The sequence below is a fragment of the Brevibacillus sp. genome, assembly GCF_003521185.1.
Lineage (GTDB): Bacteria > Bacillota > Bacilli > Brevibacillales > Brevibacillaceae > Brevibacillus > Brevibacillus parabrevis.
This window is the reverse complement of the sequence record NZ_DOTK01000044.1, coordinates 60,541-79,569: the sequence shown is the minus strand read 5'-3', so window position 1 is coordinate 79,569 and position 19,029 is coordinate 60,541. Positions and strand designations below refer to the sequence as shown.

Genomic DNA, 19,029 nt, shown 5'->3' with positions numbered 1-19,029 from the left:
AAAAAGCAATCTCAATAAATTTATTTGATAAATCTAGACAAGAATTTACAAAGCTCTTTCCAAGGAGGGAAAACTATGAAGACGATTTACAAAAATTTTTATTTGTGGAGTGGCTGCTTGTTAGGGGCTTTAAGCTCTATTCTCAGCATTTACTTGTGGTATGTAGCAACGATCCGTGATGGTTCCATTAAAGGAATGCCGTATATGATGATTTTTTTCATCTTGCTCCCTGCTTGTTTTGCTCTCATCTCCTCTTTGGTAAATCCCCCTGTCATTTTGATCTCATTTGTTTGGGCATCTCCCTTGTCGTTATACATGCTCTTTACCTACTCAAACATCGGTGTGTGGTTTGGGGTAACCTGCATCTGTTATCTGGTGTCCGCTGTTTTAAAATTTCAAGGATTACGCCATGAACAAACTATATAAAAAACAAGCCAGCCCAAACCTGCGTTTGGACTGACCTGCTCCTGCGATCAATGCGCGGATGCGCCCTGACCTTCCCATTCTTCTTTTTTTGGCGGAACCGCCCGCTTGAGGAACATAGATATGATCCAGGCAAGCACGACCAGAGCGAAAGCCAGGAGGAACGCGCTTTTCATTCCTGCCATCATGGCGAGCACCTTTTGGGCTGGGTCGGCTTCTGCTCCCCCGAACTGGGCCAAATACTTGCTCGTGCCGTTCGTCATGATCGTGACGAGCAGCGCCGTCCCGACGGCTCCGGCTACTTGCTGCAACGTACTGATAATCGCTGTGCCGTGCGGATACAGCTTCGGCGGCAGCTCGTTCAAGGCGTTGGTCATGACTGGCATCATCAGCATGGAGATGCCGAGCATCAACAGCGTGTTCCAAACCATGATCGTGAGGTAGGAAGTAGACACGGTAATAAAGGCAAATTGCCATAGCGTATTGCCGACCAACCCAAGTCCGATGAGCGCCAGCCACTTGGCCCCGAAGCGGTCAAAGAGCCGTCCTGTAATCGGCGACATGATCCCCATGACGATCCCGCCCGGCAACATGATCAGCCCCGCATGAAACGGGCTGTAGCCCAAAGCGTTCTGGAGGAAAATCGGCAGCAGCATCATTGCCGAAAACATCGCCATCATGACGATCATCATAATAATCGTGGACATCCGAAAAACTTTGTACGTAAAAGCGCGCAAATCGAGCAGCGGCTCATCCAGACGCAGCTGCCGCCAGATGAACAGGATCAGGGAGATCACCCCGATCGTAATCGGAACGAGCACTTCATTGCTGCCCCAGCCTCCATGCCCTTCTCCGGCGCTGCTGAAACCAAACACAATCCCGCCGAACCCACAGGTGGACAAAAGCAGGGAAAGCACATCTACTCGCGGACGGGATGTTTCTGTTACGTTTTTCAAGCGGAAATAGGCGAAAGCGATGACAAACAAGGCAATCGGCAGCACTCCGTAAAAGAGGGCGCGCCAGCTGAAATGCTCGACGATAATGCCGGACAGCGTCGGCCCAATGGCTGGGGCAAAGGTGATCACGATTCCGATCGTGCCCATGGCCGATCCCCTTTTTTCAATCGCAACGACAGACAAGACGACATTGGTCAGCAGCGGGAACAACAGCCCCGTTCCCGAAGCTTGCAGCACCCTGCCGATCAGGAGCAGCTCGAAGCCCGGCGCAAGCGCTGCTGCCAGCGTTCCCAAAGTAAACAGCCCCATCGCTGACAAAAACAAGGCTCTCGTTGTAAACCGCTGAATGAGAAAGGCCGTCACCGGAATCAAGACGCCAATGACGAGCAAATAGCCAGTCGCCAGCCATTGGGCTGTGCTTGGAGAGATTCCGATATCATCCATGATTTTTGACAAGGCAACGTTCAGCAGCGTCTCATTGAGAATCGCAACAAAAACCCCCAGGATCATCACCATGACCACGAGAAAGTTGCTTTTGCTCCCGAAAGTGCCTTCATTATGCTTTTCCTCTTGCTGATTTTTCACTTGGTTTCTCCTTTCATAATCCAGCTGTAAAGTTCCCACTCCATCTCTTTACGTTAATCAGTAAGCTATCCTAGCCTACCACGAATCATAGGTTATGATTTCTTTTCGATTGCTATGATGTTACTTCGCCACCCGGTTGATGAAATGATCCATCAAGAGCGGCAAGGAAATCAAAATAGGCGGGTCGTCGGGATGAGGCTCGTAGAGGGTAACTTGCTGATGTGGAACGGTATTGTTCGGTGTGACGATGATCGGTTTTTTCGATCGGGTGCGCAACGTGGAATGCGGCAAAAGAAAATCGATCGCCTGCGTGCCCCAATCGACAGAAGTAGCCATCAAATAATACGTGCCAGGCGCGACGCCCGTAAAACAAAAATCGCCAAGGGACGGCAGAAGTGTCCCGTACAAGGGCAGCCCTTCCGGAATCGGCTTGGCAAACAAGCCAATCAAAATGACGCCGTGAAAAGGAGCCGCAGCCGTAACAGTCCCGCTGATCCGCAATTTCGTCTCCGCAAACGACCTCGCCATGCTCCAGTCGGAAAGCAGCTGCAAAGTGCGCAGTTGGTCGTCTGCCCGATGCGCTGACTCGCGGAACTCGCTTGGCGATATGCCCACTTTTTCCGTAAACCGGGTAGAAAACGTCCCGAGGCTTTGCTGCCCGATTTCCAGGCCGATATCGCGGACGCTCATGTTGGTGCGCAACAAAAGATCCTTAGCCTTTTGCAAACGCATCGAGGATACGTAGTACAGCGGTGACAAGCCGATTCTTTCCTTGAAAATGCGCGCAAAATGATACTGGCTGTAGGCGACATGACTGGCCAAACGGGAAAGTGGCAGAGGCTCATCGAGATGTCGATGAATATAAGAAATGACCTCGTCAATTTCGGTGTATCGGTCAATCACAGAAGCTCCACCTTCCTTCCACCTGTCATCGTTTACGAATCGAAACAGAACGCTTGTTCGCTATATAAATTTACCACAATTTTCTCTTATAGAAAAGGACGAATTTCAAAATTTTACATAAAATTATCAGTTTAATCCATAGGTCTCGTTACCCGCTATGTCGTCCGATTTCAGCCAAAAACGATTGCAGCGTGCTGGTCATGGCCGCATCTTTTCGGCGTATGAACATCGTCGTCACATCCCGGTATGGCTTTGGCACCGGATGCATATGGATTTGCCCGCTTTCCGCGAGCTGCCGTACCGCCGACTTGGGCAAGATCGTCATGCCGATGCCTGCTGTGACACCTCCGATGATCGTCTCATACGTCCCGAACTCCATCACTTTTCTGGGAATAACCCCTTCCAGCTTCATCCAGCCCTCCAGCCTCTCGCGAAACCCGCAACCTTTGTTGTATAAAAGCAGCGCCTTCCCTGGCATGTCATCCATGGTGAAGGAGCTTCCTTTGCTGACCAGCACCAGCTCTTCGCTAAACACCTGCCTCTGCTCGATCAACGGATGGCTGATCGGACCTGTGACGAACGCCCCGTCCAGCTCCACATCCAGAACCATCCGCAGCAAATGCTCGGTCACGCCTGCCGTAAGCGACAAGTCCACTTGCGGAAAGCGGCTGCAATAGGCAGACAAAAGCTCAGGCAGCCGATTGATTGTCTCCACCATCCCGATGGACAGCACACCGGAAGGCTCCGAGCTTTGATGAAAAAATCGGTGCATGTCATCCAGCTTCGTCAAAATATCGCGCGAATATTCCAGCAATCTTCGTCCTTCTGTATTTAATGTCATTCCCCGCTTGTGCCGGTAAAACAGCGGCGTTCCCAGCTCTTTTTCCAACAGCTTGATTCTGGCCGTCACATTGGACTGCACATAGCTCAACTCCGCTGCGGCCTTGCTCACGCTGCCCAGTGTCGCTACCATGTGAAAAATTTTTAAATCGTTCAGCTCCACCCTTGCTCTCTCCCCATCTGTTTCCCGTATCCATCATTGAAAATGATATATCCCTTGATTATCAATCATTATACTAACAGATTTTCATCCCGTATGATGTGGAAGATGCTTCAGATGGAAAGGAAGAGTTTTCACATGAACAACAAGTCACTCCTTGCAGGAACCGTGTTATGCGCACTTGCCAGCGCGTCGTGGGGAGCGATGTTTCCCGTCGCCCATATCGCCCTGCAAAAAATCGATCCGGTTACGTTCGCGTTTTTGCGCTATTTATTGGTCAGTGTTCTGTTATGCGGCTTGCTTTTGGCAAAAGAAGGACGGTCCGCCTTTCGTCTGGAGGGGCGCGGCGGCGCGTTGACCTTCTTCGGCACGATGGCTTTTACGGTGTACAACATGGGTGTTTTTATGGGGCAAAAGCTGATGGGAGAGACGGGAACGATTGCGGCGGCGATCATGGAAGTGCTGATGCCGATGATCTCCATCGTCCTGATCTCGCTCAAGACGAAAAAGCTGCCGCCTGCTTACAGCGTCACCAGCATCGCGATTGCTCTCGCCGGAGCGCTTTTGGTCATCACAAACGGAAGCCTCGCATTTTTCATCACGGCAAGCGAGCAAATTTTCCCGCTGCTGCTCATCTTCGCAGGCGTTGTCGGGTGGGTCGTCTACTCTATGGGCGGCGCACGCTTCGTTGGCTGGTCGACGCTGCGCTACTCGACCTTGACGTGTCTCTTGGGTACGTGCGTTTCTTTTGGCGTGATTGCGGCCGCCATTTTGTTGCAGTGGATGCCCGCGCCGAGCTGGGAAAGCGTGGTTGCGATCAAATATGAGATGGCCTTTATGGTGCTTTTGCCGGGACTGGTTGCCCTGTTAAGCTGGAACGAAGGAATCAAACGGCTTACTCCGCTCAATGGAATCTTGTTCATCAATCTCGTCCCGATCACAACGTTCGCCTTGATGGCGATGCAAGGCTATGAAATCAGCATGTTCGAGTTTTACGGCACTTTGCTCGTCATTTTTGCCCTGATCCGCAACAACCATTTTCAGCGCAAACAGCTCGGATATCGGAAAAAACAGCAAAAGGCGAACCGTGCCAGGGTGCCGAGTGTCTGATTGCCGTTTCCAGCCTCAAACGAACTTGCCGGAAACAAAAAAGGATTCGCGGGAGCATGCCGTGTTCCTCACGAATCCTTTTTTCAGACTGCACCCGCTGGCTAGTCATTGTCGCTGTTCATCGCTTTTGCAATTGCTGCACATGCTGCAAGCTGTTGCTCAACACCTCCTGAAAGGGCGGAGCTACGACTTTTTTCCAGCCAACTACAGGTAACTCGCTTTGCGGTTCATCGATTTCGACATACACCAAAACTTTTGGCTGGTCACTCGGCGCGAATCCGATCACCGAAACGGTATATTTCCCGTCAAGTGCCTTCCCTTTCGGATCGGTTTTCTCGACTACACTGTGCTTCGCTGCCACCGTAACATTTGGCAAGCCAAGTCCGATTCCTGAGCCACGCGCGCTTGTGACCACCGATTCCAGCATGTCGCGTACCTTCCGGGCGGTTTCTTCCGAGACAACCTGCCGAACCATGTACCGATTGTGTTCGTCCGTACCTGCCTGCTTGTACAGATGCGGCTGCATCAGCTTTCCGCCATTGGCGATGGCTCCCACAGCCGCCATCTGTTGAAGCGGAGTTGCCGCACCGCCCAGCCCCGTTGCCGCCAATGCCGCCTGCCTCGGTTCGTCCATATTCGGCAGCTTCCCCGCCTCTTCATTCGCTGCCTCCATCCCTGTTTCGCGTCCGAAACCGAACCGTTCGAAGTATTCTCGCAACGTATCCCCGTGCAAACGTTCGTGGACGAGCTTGGCAAATGCTACGTTGGATGAGCGCAGAAATCCTTCCAGAAACGTGATCTTCCCCCAGCCGATGCCGTTGTTGAAATCTTTGATCGGTTCGCCGGGAATCCCTTTGTATGTACCGGACTCGTATATCTCCCGAGGGTCGAACTTCCCCTCTTGAATCGCTGCCGCCAGTGTCACGATCTGATAGGCTGCACCAGGATTAGGCTGCGCTTTTCCTGCGGCGGCAAAACGTTCCGCATCGTCCGTCGCTCCGTTTTTGCTTCGGCTGCCGATCGCCAAAATCTCGCCTGTGCCCGGATCGGAGACAATCACCGTCATTCGCTCCGGATGAACAGCTTCAAATGTCTTCGCGATTGTTTGCTCTATCGAAGTCTGGATTTGCGCATCAATCGTCAGCACAGCAGCTTCTTTCCCTGCTTCTGCTGGCTGCCCGTTGACGTCTGCCCTTGCTGCCTGCGTGCTCTGGCCGCCTGAATGAGCAGGCGCCAGGGAGGATGGGGATGGCAAAAACGGCGAAGCGAACCACAGCATGCCCAATAATGCGGCTACGCCTCCGATGACGTAGCGATACGCAGCACGCCCCCTCCGCTTTTTGAGCAGCTCTTTTTCACGTCGCAGCTGCTGGATCACCTCGCGTTGCTTTTCCTCCTCCATCCTGAGCGTCGGAAAAGATTGCAGCAGACTGCTAACCTGTTTTTCTTCAAAAGATGGCGTCATGCAGATGAACCTCCTTGCCGCTATTGGACATGCGTTTTTGCAGGGCTTTGACTGCCCGGTGCAGCGTGGTGCTGACTTTTGCTTCGCTCCATCCCAAAATTTCGGCTGTCTCTTCCGTCGATATGCCTTCGATCAGGCGCAAGATCAAAACTTCCCGATACGTTCTTTTGAGCTGGTTCATCGTGTGGTAAACCTCTTGCAACTGCTCTTTCAGCACTAAGGCATTTTCGGGCGAGCGCTCTTTGGAGCGGAGAAATCCAAGGACCGTCTCCGGGAACCAGTCGATCATTTTTTGTTTGCGGCTATGGTCAATCGCTGCGTGACGCGCGATGGACAGCAGCCACGTCCGCGGTTGCGCCCTGCCTTCGTAACCGGATAAAGCCTTGAGCGCCTTCGTGAACACTTCCTGAACCAAATCTTCCACATCTCTTCTTCCCGTAAAATACGCCAAATACTGGTACACGTCGTTGCCGTATCGGAGAAACCATTGCTCGATTCTGTCATCCGGCTCCATTGCTTCGCTCCTTTGTTACAGCGTTGTATTGGATTAGACGAAAAAATCCGATTTGCTTACAGTTTTTGTCCAAAAAATGTTCGGGAATAAAAAAACAGGCCGCCAGCTTCGCAGCCAGGCGACCTTTGTGTGCTTATTTTAGCTCGTTCAGGCGCTCTTCCAGGCGATCCCACGTTTCGGTGATGCCTTGCAGCATGCCCATGTCCATAACGGTTTTGAGCGCCTCTGCCGACACGTACTCGGCGCGGTTGACCAGCTTCGTCCGCCCTTCCTGGTCAATAAATTCCAGCGTGACTCTGGTCGATGGCATCTCCGCATTCGCATTTCCTTCGGCGTCCGAGAAATAGTCGGTGTACACAATCCGGTTCGGCTCGTCGATTTCCTCGTACACGCCTTTGCCCCACGATTCCATGCCGTAAAACTCGCCCTGATTTTGGTCGACACATTTCATGCAGTAGTGCCACACGCCTTCCGGACGAAAATCGATATGACAAACCGGAACTTCCCAGCCTCTTGGCCCCCACCAGCGTTTCAGGTGCTCTGGCTCTTTAAACATTTGGAACACAAGCTCGCGCGGCGCGTCGAAAATACGCTCCAGCACCAGGACACGCTCACCCTCAACTCGCGAAACGATTGCATTTCTGGACATGGTTATTCCTCCTTGTTTTCGTGCATTTGTTCAGGACGATTTTGGCCCTGCAATTCCCGCAAGTAATCCTCTAGGTTGTCGTACCTTTCCTCCATGACTCGCTGGAACGATTTCACCCAGGCATCAAGCGCTTGAAATGGCTCTGGCCGGAGTCTGTAGATTCGACGGTTGGCTTCGGCCTTTACTTCCACGATGCCGTTTTCGCTGAGTACCTTCAGATGCTTGGAAGCCTGGGGCTGACGCAACCCGAGCCGCTCGGCGATTTCGCCTACAGTTAGCGGACCTTCGCGCAAAAGCTCCACGATATTCAGTCGATTCGGCTCAGCCAAAGCGCCAAGCGTCGTCATGCCCATGTCCGGAATGTCCCCTGACATGTTGTTCACCTCATTACGTGATGACCTCCAGATTGCCGTCTCCTATCTCATCATTGTGGTCATCTTTCTGTTATCCTAAATATACACGAAAAGGAATATTCCTTCAAGAGAATGTTTTAAAAAAAGAAAAAGACCGGAAAAAAATTCGTTTTTCTCCGGCCTTGCTTGCTGTCACGCTTGCGTTCCCGACAGCCCGATCCTTTTTCCAGCTCAGCTTGTACGCTTATTGCTTTTTCAGCAACATGCCGCCAATCTCGTCGAGCAGCATTTCCTTGCCGAGCGGGCCAAACGCTTTTGTATTGAATGTTTCGTTCGTTACTTCATAGAGATGGTTTTGTTGAACGGCCTTGTTGCTTTTCCACACCGGACTCTTTTTCAGCTCCGCGTAAACTTCATCCGCCTTGCCGCCAAAATTGACGAGGAACAGATGGTCAGGCTGGAACTTCGTCAAACCTTCCAGCTCGATCATTTCCATCGTTTTATCGGCAGGTGTGCCTTCTGCCGGCTTCAGTCCGAGATCGGTGAACAAAATATCGGCATATCCGTAGTTGCCGTACACGCGGAACAGCTTCGGCGTTACAGCCAGGAACATAAAGGACTGATCGCCGTAAGCTTGCTTGAGCTGCTCACGCATTCCTTTCGTCTTCTCGTCGTAGCCAGCCAGCCATTTGTTCACGTCTTCTTCTTGTCCGAACAAGCGACCGATTTCCTTGAACTTGTCGCGCCATTTGTCCATGTCGGTTTCCAGCACGACGGTCGGCGCGATTTTCGCCATTTGCTCGTACAGCTTTTGCTGACGGTTGTTCATGATGATCAAGTCTGGCTTCGCTTCGATCACTGCCTCCATATTGATCGAGTCATCCCACATCCAGCCGACAGGTTTGACGTCTGGCAGCTTGTCCGTCAGGTGGGACATGACTTTTGTTTTGTATGTATTGGCCGTAGCAATCGGCTTGTGCCCCAAAATCAGCAGCTCCTCGGCTGCTCCCGATACGTCGGCAATCCGTTTTGGCTCTGCCGGAATCGTCACTTCCCCCATCAGATGCTTGACTACGCGCGTCGCAGGCTTCTTGTCCGCCTCCGGTGCCGTTTGGTTGCTTCCACAACCGGCAAAAACAGCTGTGACTGCTGCAATCAAGCAGGCCAGTACGATTCGTGTTCCTTTTTTCATACGCTCTTTTCTCCTTGCCACTTGGTGTTTTGTGTGAAACAGTTTTCTGATAATAATTCTCATTATCAGCGACAGAGTAGATAATCACATATTCGAACGCTTATGTCAATGGTTTTTATTTATGTCGTGAATATAAAAAGGCTGTCCCATTGTCTTTCGACTTTGGGAACAGCCTCTTTTTCCTTTCAAAAAGCCACTCTATGCGGTACGAGCTTGCGCTTTTCGCCCTGGCTCAGCGCACGTTTTGCGGTCAAACCTGGACAGCACCTGTCAGGCGTTTCGCCGTCTTTTCATGCGTGGCGATGGTGATCGCGGTCAAAAAATTTGTTTGGCATCAGGAGCAAGCTGTGAAACACGATGCAAGTAGCTCGTCACGCGCTCGTCATCGTCGTGCGGGTACTCGTAGCCGAAAGCGTCTGCTACCTCCCCCGCGACTTCGCGGAACAGCTCGCCCATCGCGAACAGTGCCGTCCAGACGCCTTCGTAGCTGCCGCCCGGATAAGTGGACAAAAGCTTTTGCCACCGCTCGGCAGACAAGTGTGCTTCCAAATATTTGCCGCTCTTCCCGATGCTCACGGAAAAATCGGTTTGAATGCCCACCCGCCACTCGATCATTTTCAGCAGCATCGGTCGCACGTACCGATCCAGATGCTCGATGGCAAACAAAATTTCTTTTCGCCACAAGCCTTTTGCCACATACGTCGACACCCACCAAAACTCGTTGCAGCAGTCGCGGAAGAATGCGGCAGAAGGGCGTTTCACCCAGTAGTCTTCATCCGTCGGCGCAGGTACGTGCGGCAAGCATTGGTCCTTGTCGAGCAGCACGACCAATAGCTTGTCCTCCTGGCAATAGGCGTCCTTTTCCTCAAGCGGGATCAAGGTCAAGTCGATCCGGTTCCCGTCGGCAAACAGCATCAGGTAGGAAAAGCGCTCGCCCAGCTCTGGCGGAAACATGCTCATCGCTTCCGGGGTTTGCAAAATGATTCTCTCGCCGAATCGATCAATCCATGTCGGCTCGTCGAGAAACGACTGCATATCGGTGACGAGAAAGCTGATGTCGTAATCTTGAAACATGTCCTTGGGAGCGCGCGGATTGGTCCGCGAGCCTTCCAGTGTCACCGCGCGAATCCGTTCGTCTGCCCGCGCAAAATCGAGTACCAGCGCCATCATTTCACGTTCTGTTCTCATCGTCTGCAACCACCCTTTTTGCGTGACAACTGCCTCGCCATTTTCCTCCATGCGGATGCGAATACAGCCGCTTGCGGTCGGTCGGCGAAACTGTCACGTCCGATTTGTTTTTTGACTTGCCTTCCGCAAAAAACAAAGTCTGGCGGGCGGGCCGCGAATCTGAGTGAGACGATGAGCGTGTTACACGATCAACAGCGACACGAACGACTCCCGGTCGAGATTGCCGAAAAACTCCTGCAAGTTGACCAGAGCGATCCGCTCGGTGACAGATGGACGGTCGTACGGCGTGTCGCGCAGCAGCGCTTCCAGCTCCGCCACGTCTCTCACGCCGAAGAAATCGCCGTATATTTTGGCGTCCTTGATTTTTCCTTTTTCGATATCCAGTTGTACTTCGATGCTGCCGACGTTTTCGAATCGCTTGGATTGGCGATAGTTGCTCTTCGGCGATTTGCCGTAGTTCCAGTCCCAGCTTTGGTAGCGGGCTTTGGACAGCTCGTGAATCTTGTCCCAGTCTTCGGCGGTCAGCTTGTACTCTTCCACTTCTCCCTCTCCGAAAATCGAGTGGAGAATCGCCAGGCGAAACTCTGCAATCGTCATGCTTTCCGGCAAAAATTCCGAGATATTCGCAACCCGGCTGCGGATCGATTTGATCCCTTTGGACTGGATTTTCTCGGCGTTTACTTTCAATGCCGAGACGACGTTTTCCATTTCCGAATCAAACAAGAGAGTACCGTGGCTGAACATCCGGCCTTTGGTCGAATACTGCGCATTGCCAGAAATTTTCCGCTCTCCGACCTGGATGTCGTTGCGCCCGGTCAGTTCGGCTTCGACGCCGAGCTTTTTCAGCGCCTGCACAACCGGCTCGGTAAATTTGCGGAAGTTGTGAAACGATTGGCCGTCATCGTTCGTGATGAAGCTGAAGTTCAGGTTGCCGAGGTCGTGGTAGACGGCCCCGCCGCCAGACAGCCTGCGAACGACGTGGATATGGTTCTCCTCCACATAGGCAGAGTTGATCTCTTCAATCGTATTCTGGTTTTTTCCGATGATGATCGATGGTTCGTTTATGTAAAACAGCAAATAGTCGTCACTTGCAGGCAAATTTTTCAATGCGTATTCCTCAATAGCCAGATTCATGCGAGGGTCCGTAATTCCCTGGTTATCTATGAATTTCATCACGCTGCCTCCATCCCGATTGGATTTACATCCTTTCTATCATACCATGAGTCGCTGGCAAACACCGCAGTTGCTTTCCCTATCATTTCCAGAAGCTGCAATCCTTTCAACGCCAGACCCAAAACGTTCCAAAAACTTTTGGAAAATACGCCAGAACAGACTAAAACAGTGCTTTACTTCTGTCGATAAAAGTCATAAGCATCGTAGTAAAACTCCAGATGGATCGGTTTCCCCTGCTGTGAATCCACAACAAAAAAGCGTCAGCCTGTGGTGATCATCTTGGTGTTTCCTTCATGTCCGAAATCTTTTGAAGCAGCGAGGTGTTCATTTATGAAAGCAGCCAAGCAAGCCAAGTTCGTTTCCTTGCGCACGAAGCTCGTGATGATGTGTTTGCTGTTACTGGCAATCCCCAGCTTAGTCATCGGTTTTCAAGGCTACAATTCCGCCAGCGCCGGAATGAGCGACTTGGGTTCGCGCATCCTGAAAAACAACGTGCATTTGACGATCGAAATGATCGACGCCCTGCAAAAACAGGTCGATGCCGGCAAACTCAGCAAAGAAGATGCGCAAGAGCAAGTAAAGGAGCATATTCTTGGCCCCAGGCAAGCGGACGGCAAACGCCCCATCAACCCCAATATTGATTCCGGTGCAAGCGGCTACATGTTCGTAGTCGATCAACAAGGAATCATGCTCGCCTCTCCTTCCATCGAAGGGCAAAACCAATGGGACAAAAAAGGTCCTGACGGCGTGTACTTTACCCAGGAAATAATCAAGCAGGGCTTGAATGGCGGCGGGTTTACATACTACCAGTGGACCAAGCCAAACGAACCTGATGTGATGTATCCGAAAGTAGCCTACTCCAAAGCTGATCCGCACTGGGGCTGGATCGTAAGCGCGAGCAGCTACATGGAAGACTTTGACGGTCCCGCCAACAAAGTATTGTACGATCTTTTGATTACCCTCGGCATTTTCCTGCTAATCGGCTTCGCAGTTTCCTGGATTTATTCCGGTCATATTTCCAAACCGATTGTGCAAATGGCAACGCGAGCAAAACAAGTAGCAGAAGGCGACCTTACCGGAGAAAAAATCGAGATCAAAAACCGGGATGAACTCGGTCAGTTGGCCGATGACTTCGCACTCATGACCGACAATTTGCGCCAGTTGATTTCGCGTGTGCGCCTCGGCTCGGAGCAAGTCGCTTCCACCTCTGAACAGTTGACCGCAAGCGCGGAGCAGACGAGCAGAGCCACCGAGCAAATCGCCGTCACCATGCAGGATATGGCGGTAGGAACAGAAGACCAGGCGAAAACGGTCGATGCCACATCCGAAACGATCAATGAAATGTCGGCTCGGATGCAAGACATTGTAGACAATACCGGGCTGGCGACGCGCACTGTAGAGACAGCCGCCAAAACCGTAACCAGCGGAAACCAGGCGATTGAGACTGCCATCGCGCAGATGAACTCGATCAGCACCACCGTAAGCGGCTTGGCCGAATCGATCAAGCTGCTCGGCGACCGTTCAGCCGAGATCAGCAAAATCGTCGAAGTGATCACTTCCATCGCGGAGCAAACCAACCTGCTCGCATTGAATGCGGCTATTGAGGCTGCGCGTGCGGGTGAACACGGACGCGGCTTTGCCGTCGTCGCCAATGAAGTGCGGATTCTCGCGGAGCAGTCTGCCAAGTCGACCCAGCAGATCAAAGATTTGATCGCTGCCATTCAGATCGACACGAACAGCGCCGTTCTGGCGATGGAATCGACGACTTCCGAAGTGTCGGCCGGAATCGAAGTGGTGAATGACGCAGGCAAAGCGTTCCACGGCATTTTGTCCGGTACGCAAGAAGTCGCCAGTCAAATCCAGGAAGTGTCCAACGCGACCCATCTCATGTCGGAAGGCTCTGCGCAAGTCGTGTATGCCATCGAAACCATCGCCAAAACAGCAGAATCGACCGCGTTTGGCACGCAAAACGTTTCCGCCGCTGCCGAAGAACAGCTTGCCTCGATGGAAGAAATCTCTTCCTCTGCTGCTGCCCTGTCCGAGATGGCGGAAGAATTGCAGGATTTGGTCAAACAGTTCAAAGTTTAGTTTTATGCTTACGTTCAGCCGCCAGCTTGTTTTTCCAGGCTTGGCGGTTGCGTTGTTTTCCAGGTGATAGCAATGACAGTTCCTTGCCCTTTGGCAGTCTCGACCTCAATCGAGCCGCCCAACGCTTCCACCAACGCTTTCGTGACGGCCATGCCGAGGCCCGAGCCCTCTCCACGGGTTTCGGTATCCGTACCGCGGAAGTACCTCTCGAACAAGCGCTCCGCCGTTTCCTCGTCCATTCCTTTTCCATTGTCGGCAAAAGTCAGCTGAACCGTGGACGATCCGCTTTTACGAAACCCGATTGTGACAGTCGTGCCCGCTTCGTTATGCAGCAAGGCGTTGGCGACCAGATTTTCCACAATTCGCTGAAACCAAGGCTTGTACACATAGATGTATATCGCCGTCTGATCCGCTGCATTAAAACGGATCGCGCCCGCCGCGTACGCAGGATGGTTCGCTACTTCCCTGACTACCTCTCCCGTGTAGCTGTTCAACTCCACAAGCTCGACAGCCGGAGCTTCTTGTCCGTTTCGCAATCGATACGTAAGCGTCAAGTCATTGATCAACTCATCGAGGTAAGCGGACTTGTCCAAAATGATTTCCGCAAACGAACGCGTCTCCTCTGCACTCCAGCTATACGCCTCATTTCCCAGCAAGTGCGCGTACCCTTTGATCGAGGACAGCGGCGTTTTCAAATCGTGGGATACTCCGGCGATCCATTCGTCGCGAATGCGCTCGGTTTCCTCCCTCAGCTTCTCGTTGCGGTGCAGCGATTGCGACAAGGAATCCAGCGAATCCATGACGTCCTGATACACGCGGTAGTTGCGCTTTCGCCGTCCGCGCTTGTCCATGCTTCGCGCCATTCCGTTTGCGCCCGCAGGCTCGGCATAGCGCCCCCTGCGCAGGTGGGTCAGCCATTTCATCATGTGGACGATCGGGGCGCCAAAGCGTTGTCCCAGCCAGTACGCCACAACCAGAATGACCAGCATCGAGCCAGCCAAAAGCGAGCCTAAGCCAACGAGCAAAACTTGAATCTCCGGTTCCAGCAGCGGCTTTTGCCCAGGCTTCATGCCTGCAAGCGGGGTGCTCAACACCCACGTTTGCCGCTTTTCCTTGTCGTAGTAGGAAACGAGCTTCGTTCCGTACCGATCCGGATACACGGAGCGCAAAGCCAACTCTTGCAGCGAAAAGTCGTGAATCGCTTCCGGCGGCTTGTTGAAAGAAGCCAGCTCGGTGCCTTTTTCATCGAGCAATTGCAGCCAGGCGCCCTCGCTTCTCACTCTGTCCGCCAAGTCGGCATCAACTGCAATCTCGGCGCCTGTAACCGTAGAACTGTCGATGAGCAGCTTTAAAAACTGTTCCTGCTTTTTGCCTACTCCGTACACCAGCGTGTGCCGGACGCCATCTTTCTCCTGTATCCACAAAAACAACTGGTACGGAAACGGACTTTTTCCCAGCCAATAAGCGGTAAGCTCTCCCGGCCCATACGCGTGCGGCACGTCATCGGGCGTGAAAAACGAATCGGTGACTTTTCCCGATTCATCCAGGCGTTGCAGCCAGCCCCCGCTCTCGCGAATCAGCTCCAGCAGTTGCGGATCAAAGTAAAGCTGCCCGTCGCGTGATTCAAGCGTTTGAATCAACTGGTACAGCCCGGCATTTTCAAACTGGCGGTTCGCTTCAATCTGCGTCATGCGATCGATGATCCAGAAAAGCGCCACGCCACCCAGGATCGATAGCAACAACCCGACAATCACCAGCCAGGAGATCAGCCGGATCGCCAGCCGATTTTTAAAGTTCATGCGGCAGCCCTTTCTTCATCAGCTTGTAGCCCAGCCCGCGCACGTTCACCAAATATTCCGGTTGCGCCGGATCAGGCTCGATTCGCTCGCGAATCCGATGAATGTGCACCATGATCGTATTGTCGTCGCGAATGCTGTGTTCTCCCCACACCCGCTCATACAGCTCGCTTTTGGCAAAAATGCGATTCGGATTTTTGCACAGAAACAACAGCAACTGAAACACGAGCGATGGGCACGCGATCAGCTTGCCTTCCACATACAGCTCTCCGGCGATTTCGTGCACCTGGAAGCGTCCGAAATCAAAAACGCCGTTGACCGCGCTGGCATCCACAGGCTGCAATTTGCGCGAACGGCGCAGCAACGCCCGAATGCGGGCGACAATTTCCATCGGATTAAACGGCTTCGTCACATAATCGTCTCCGCCCACGGCAAAGCCCGTCAGCTTGTCGAAGTCCGTATTTCTCGCACTCAAAAACAAGATCGGCGCTTCCGTCAGTCTGCGGATGAACGGACATGCGTCGATTCCGCTCATCTGCGGGAGCGTCACGTCAAGGACGATCAGGTCGTAGGCTTTTTTCTCGCAAGCAGCCAGTGCCTCTTCCGCTGTTTTGGCCTTGTCGATCGTTTCGAATCCTTCTTTGCGCAGCACCGTCTCCAGCAACTGGAGGATCGCCTGCTCGTCGTCCACAAGAAGAATAGCGGCATCCTTCACCTTGCATCTGCTCCTTTTTCTAGCTTCATCCCTCATTTTACCATGTCCCTTGCGCCCGCAGCTTTTCAAGCTACCTTAACGGAATCATAATTTTGCCTGTCCGATTTAAGTCGGGCGTAAGTTTCCGTTTCTTTGTGGATAAGAGTAGCTTTTTATAATGGAGGCAACCAAGACGCGAGAGGATGGAAACAGAACATGAAGAAAGTCTCACTGCTGTTAGGAGCGTACGCCATGCTGTTGGTCGGTTGCGGAACCGCTACGCAATACCTCGGGAAGCCGCCCACTCAAGCTGGAACAGCGCAGGGCGCGGCAGAACAATCGGCGGCAAAGCCAATCAAAGCTGAACAGCTCGGGCAAGCTCTCCTTGCCGGAAAAGCCGCTGCCGTCTACGATCAGACCAGCGCCGATTTCAAGCAAAGCATCTCCAAAACCGATTTTGAAAACACGTTTCAACAGTTGAACGCGACGATAAAAGAATGGAAGCACCATTCGCAGCTTCGTTTGAACGGCGACAACTTTTACGACACCTGGCTGGATCAGGACGGGAAGTTCGCCCTTACCGCTGTTACGGACTCAAAAGGGACGATTACCACCCTGCTGGTCAAGCCGCTGGAAACTTTCCCGGCTACGGACAACACCTTGACGAAGCTTTCCTATCAGGCGCCGTTCAAGGGCGACTGGTACGTGTTCTGGGGCGGACAGGATGTGCTGTCGAACTACCATTACGCGATACCGAGCCAGCGCTATGCCTACGACATCATCAAAATCAAGGACGGCTACTCCTACTCGGGAGATGCCACGAAAAACGAAAGCTACTACGCCTTCGGGCAAGAAATTCTCGCGCCGCAGGACGGAACAGTCGTGCATGTCGTGAGCGATATTCCCGACAACGTTCCCGTCGGCATCATGAACGACAAGCAGCCTGCCGGAAACGTGGTCGTCATCGATCATGGAAACGGCGAGTTCAGCTATCTCGCCCACCTGAAGCAAGGCTCGGCAAAAGTGAAGGTCGGTGATCGGGTGAAAAAAGGCGATTTGCTCGGCTTGTGCGGCAACTCCGGCAATTCCAGCGAGCCGCATCTGCACTACCAGGTTTCCGACGGCAAAGATTTGTTCTTGAGCAAGTCGATCCGCGTGCGATGGGAGGGCGGGCTGAACCCGCGTCAGGGCGAAACCGTAAAAGCTGGCAACTAGCGCCCCCGAACGAAAGCACCTAATGAAAAAGTCCGCCCTTGGCCTTGTCCCGGCTCAAGTGACGGACTTTTTCTTGTCTTCACACATACATTTCGTTTATGATCGAATTATCAATGTGAAAGCAGGTGGATCGAGATGAGTACCAGTCCGAATATCGCCGAGCTTGCCTCCCTGATCGGCGAGCCATCCCGTGTGATGATGCTGGTCAGCCTGCTCGGAGGAAAAGCGCTCCCTGCGAGCGAGCTGGCGCAAAGCGCCAAAGTGACGCCGCAAACAGCCAGCACGCATCTGGGAAAGCTCGTCGAAGGCGGACTTTTGACCAGCGAATCGCATGGCAGACATCGCTACTATCGGTTGGCGAGCCCCGAGGTGGCCCATGCGCTGGAGGCGCTTTTGACCATTTCTGCTCCCCAGCCCGTTCGCTCCTTGCGCGAGTCCGATCAGATGCGGGCGATCCGCTATGCGCGTACGTGCTACGATCACCTCGCCGGAGAAGTCGGCGTCGCCTTGACGCAAAAGCTGATCGCGCTCGGCATGATCGAGGCATCCGGACAAGATTTTGTCCTGAACGAAGCCGGAAAAAGCAAGCTGCGGTCACTCGGCGTCGAGGTCGAGAGCAGCCCGAAAAGCAGACGGCGGTTTGCCCGTCAATGCCTGGACTGGAGCGAGCGTCGCCACCATCTCGCTGGCAGCCTGGGGGCTTCGCTCACCAACCGCTTGTTTGAACTGGGCTGGATCGAACGAATCCCCGGCGGACGTGCCGTGCGCGTCACACCAAAAGGCACAAGCGGGTTCATCGCGGAGTTCGGCCTTGACGTCACAGGCGAAAAAGAACGCGTCTAGGCGAGCTTTCCCGACTCTTCGCGCTGCTTCCGGGGCGCAAACGTCCAGTTGACGAGAAAAATTCCGGCAAAAATCAGGCAACCTCCGGCGTATACGTTCCACAACACAACCTCCCCGAGCAACAGCCAGCCGGACAGCACGCCAAAAAACGGGGCGAGAAACAAAAAAGCGCTGGTGCGTCCAGGATCACCGTGGCTGAGCAAGTAAAACCAGGTGGCAAACTGCACGATGGACGCCATGATCGCCAGCCAGAGCACGATGAAGATCGACTCCGGCGCAATGATCAGCTTGGGCGTCTCCAGCGTCACGCCCATGATCAGGAGCAAAATTCCGCCGCACAGCATCTGGTAGGCCGTCAGCACCCAGACATGAAACTGCACGCCCCAGCGCTTGACCAAAATCGTCGCGATCGACCAAGCGAGGGCCGAGCCGATTCCGAACAGCGTTCCCGTCTCCCATTGCAGATGCGAGCCAAGTGTCAAAAATACGCCGGCAAGGCCGATCAGCACCCCGAGCCACTGGGAAAAACGGTAGGCCACTCCCAGAAACAACGTTCCCCAGATGACGACCAGAAGCGGATTCATGAAGGTCAAAATCGACGATTCCCCGGCAGTAATCGTTCGCAAGCTCAAAAAATACAGCCCATGACCGCCGCCGTCTGCAAAAATCCGATCAGGCCGATCTTCGCCCACTCCGTTCCCGAGCGGGGCAGCGGCTTTTTCCACACCCACAGAGCCATGAGCAGCCCGGCGAGTGTGAAGCGCAAACCGACAAGCAGCAGCGGCGAAAAGTAAGCCAAGCCGATTTTTCCCACCGCAAACGATGAACCCATGAGTGAAGTCGTGACTACGACCAATGTTCCGAACAAGAGCCGATTCATGT

At 53.1% G+C, this 19,029-nt stretch carries 17 protein-coding genes and 1 pseudogene; 5 read left to right on the top strand and 13 right to left on the bottom strand.

Annotated features, from left to right (window positions below; translation table 11 throughout):
• Positions 1–75: 75 nt before the first annotated feature.
• Positions 76–426 carry a hypothetical protein gene (locus DEP07_RS13190; protein ID WP_173597561.1) on the top strand — a complete coding sequence of 117 codons (351 nt, stop codon included), beginning with the start codon at positions 76–78 and terminating at the stop codon, positions 424–426.
• A 47-nt stretch (positions 427–473) separates the two neighbouring features.
• Here DEP07_RS13190 and DEP07_RS13185 read toward each other — a convergent pair whose 3' ends face one another.
• From DEP07_RS13185 to DEP07_RS13175, 3 genes are all read right to left on the bottom strand, one after another.
• The gene (locus DEP07_RS13185) at positions 474–1,895 is read right to left on the bottom strand and encodes an MDR family MFS transporter (RefSeq protein ID WP_429827474.1); all 1,422 of its coding nucleotides are present in this window, start codon (positions 1,893–1,895) and stop codon (positions 474–476) included.
• Between the two features lie 189 nt (positions 1,896–2,084).
• Positions 2,085–2,864 (bottom strand): helix-turn-helix domain-containing protein, encoded by a 780-nt coding sequence (locus DEP07_RS13180; RefSeq protein WP_173597629.1) that lies wholly within the window; start codon positions 2,862–2,864, stop codon positions 2,085–2,087.
• Between the two features lie 151 nt (positions 2,865–3,015).
• A complete protein-coding gene (locus tag DEP07_RS13175; protein ID WP_173597559.1) occupies positions 3,016–3,870 on the bottom strand; it encodes a LysR family transcriptional regulator in 855 nt (284 codons plus the stop codon).
• Between the two features lie 135 nt (positions 3,871–4,005).
• Between DEP07_RS13175 and DEP07_RS13170 the strand changes: the two genes are divergently transcribed.
• Positions 4,006–4,977: a DMT family transporter gene (locus tag DEP07_RS13170; RefSeq protein WP_173599237.1), complete on the top strand. Its 972-nt coding sequence runs from the start codon at positions 4,006–4,008 to the stop codon at positions 4,975–4,977.
• 118 nt (positions 4,978–5,095) lie between these two features.
• Here the strand turns inward: DEP07_RS13170 and DEP07_RS13165 are convergent, their stop codons facing one another.
• The 7 genes from DEP07_RS13165 to DEP07_RS13135 all read right to left on the bottom strand — a co-directional run bounded on the left by DEP07_RS13165 (position 5,096) and on the right by DEP07_RS13135 (position 11,511).
• Positions 5,096–6,442, bottom strand: coding sequence for a penicillin-binding transpeptidase domain-containing protein (locus tag DEP07_RS13165; RefSeq protein WP_287102591.1), 1,347 nt, complete (start codon positions 6,440–6,442; stop codon positions 5,096–5,098).
• Positions 6,426–6,956: an RNA polymerase sigma factor gene (locus tag DEP07_RS13160; RefSeq protein WP_122964638.1), complete on the bottom strand. Its 531-nt coding sequence runs from the start codon at positions 6,954–6,956 to the stop codon at positions 6,426–6,428. The genes DEP07_RS13165 and DEP07_RS13160 overlap by 17 nt, the downstream gene beginning before the upstream one ends.
• A 133-nt stretch (positions 6,957–7,089) precedes the next feature.
• Positions 7,090–7,605 (bottom strand): SRPBCC domain-containing protein, encoded by a 516-nt coding sequence (locus tag DEP07_RS13155; protein ID WP_122964637.1) that lies wholly within the window; start codon positions 7,603–7,605, stop codon positions 7,090–7,092.
• A gap of 2 nt (positions 7,606–7,607) precedes the next feature.
• Complete coding sequence (locus tag DEP07_RS13150) at positions 7,608–7,979, bottom strand: ArsR/SmtB family transcription factor (RefSeq protein WP_122964636.1); 372 nt, start codon at positions 7,977–7,979, stop codon at positions 7,608–7,610.
• Positions 7,980–8,202: 223 nt separating this feature from the next.
• Entirely contained in the window at positions 8,203–9,150 is a 948-nt protein-coding gene (locus DEP07_RS13145) for an ABC transporter substrate-binding protein (RefSeq protein WP_122964635.1), read from the bottom strand.
• A 315-nt stretch (positions 9,151–9,465) separates the two neighbouring features.
• Positions 9,466–10,338 (bottom strand): aminoglycoside 6-adenylyltransferase, encoded by an 873-nt coding sequence (locus DEP07_RS13140; RefSeq protein ID WP_122964752.1) that lies wholly within the window; start codon positions 10,336–10,338, stop codon positions 9,466–9,468.
• A gap of 180 nt (positions 10,339–10,518) precedes the next feature.
• Positions 10,519–11,511 (bottom strand): lipoate--protein ligase, encoded by a 993-nt coding sequence (locus DEP07_RS13135; RefSeq protein ID WP_122964634.1) that lies wholly within the window; start codon positions 11,509–11,511, stop codon positions 10,519–10,521.
• Between the two features lie 330 nt (positions 11,512–11,841).
• Here DEP07_RS13135 and DEP07_RS13130 point away from each other — a divergent pair, with 330 nt between their 5' ends.
• Entirely contained in the window at positions 11,842–13,599 is a 1,758-nt protein-coding gene (locus DEP07_RS13130) for a methyl-accepting chemotaxis protein (protein WP_287102590.1), read from the top strand.
• A 14-nt stretch (positions 13,600–13,613) separates the two neighbouring features.
• Here DEP07_RS13130 and DEP07_RS13125 read toward each other — a convergent pair whose 3' ends face one another.
• Together DEP07_RS13125 and DEP07_RS13120 are read right to left on the bottom strand one after the other, a co-directional pair.
• Entirely contained in the window at positions 13,614–15,398 is a 1,785-nt protein-coding gene (locus tag DEP07_RS13125; RefSeq protein WP_287102589.1) for a sensor histidine kinase, read from the bottom strand.
• A complete protein-coding gene (locus tag DEP07_RS13120; RefSeq protein ID WP_242774557.1) occupies positions 15,388–16,110 on the bottom strand; it encodes a response regulator transcription factor in 723 nt (240 codons plus the stop codon). Before DEP07_RS13120 ends, DEP07_RS13125 begins: the two co-directional genes overlap by 11 nt.
• Positions 16,111–16,305: 195 nt before the next feature.
• Here DEP07_RS13120 and DEP07_RS13115 point away from each other — a divergent pair, with 195 nt between their 5' ends.
• Together DEP07_RS13115 and DEP07_RS13110 are read left to right on the top strand one after the other, a co-directional pair.
• Positions 16,306–17,304: a M23 family metallopeptidase gene (locus DEP07_RS13115; protein WP_287102588.1), complete on the top strand. Its 999-nt coding sequence runs from the start codon at positions 16,306–16,308 to the stop codon at positions 17,302–17,304.
• A gap of 135 nt (positions 17,305–17,439) precedes the next feature.
• Complete coding sequence (locus tag DEP07_RS13110) at positions 17,440–18,147, top strand: ArsR/SmtB family transcription factor (protein ID WP_122964629.1); 708 nt, start codon at positions 17,440–17,442, stop codon at positions 18,145–18,147.
• On the opposite strand, the pseudogene DEP07_RS13105 reads toward DEP07_RS13110, so the two are convergent.
• Positions 18,144–19,027: pseudogene (locus DEP07_RS13105) on the bottom strand (DMT family transporter). The gene DEP07_RS13110 and the pseudogene DEP07_RS13105 overlap by 4 nt on opposite strands.
• Positions 19,028–19,029 lie beyond the last annotated feature (2 nt).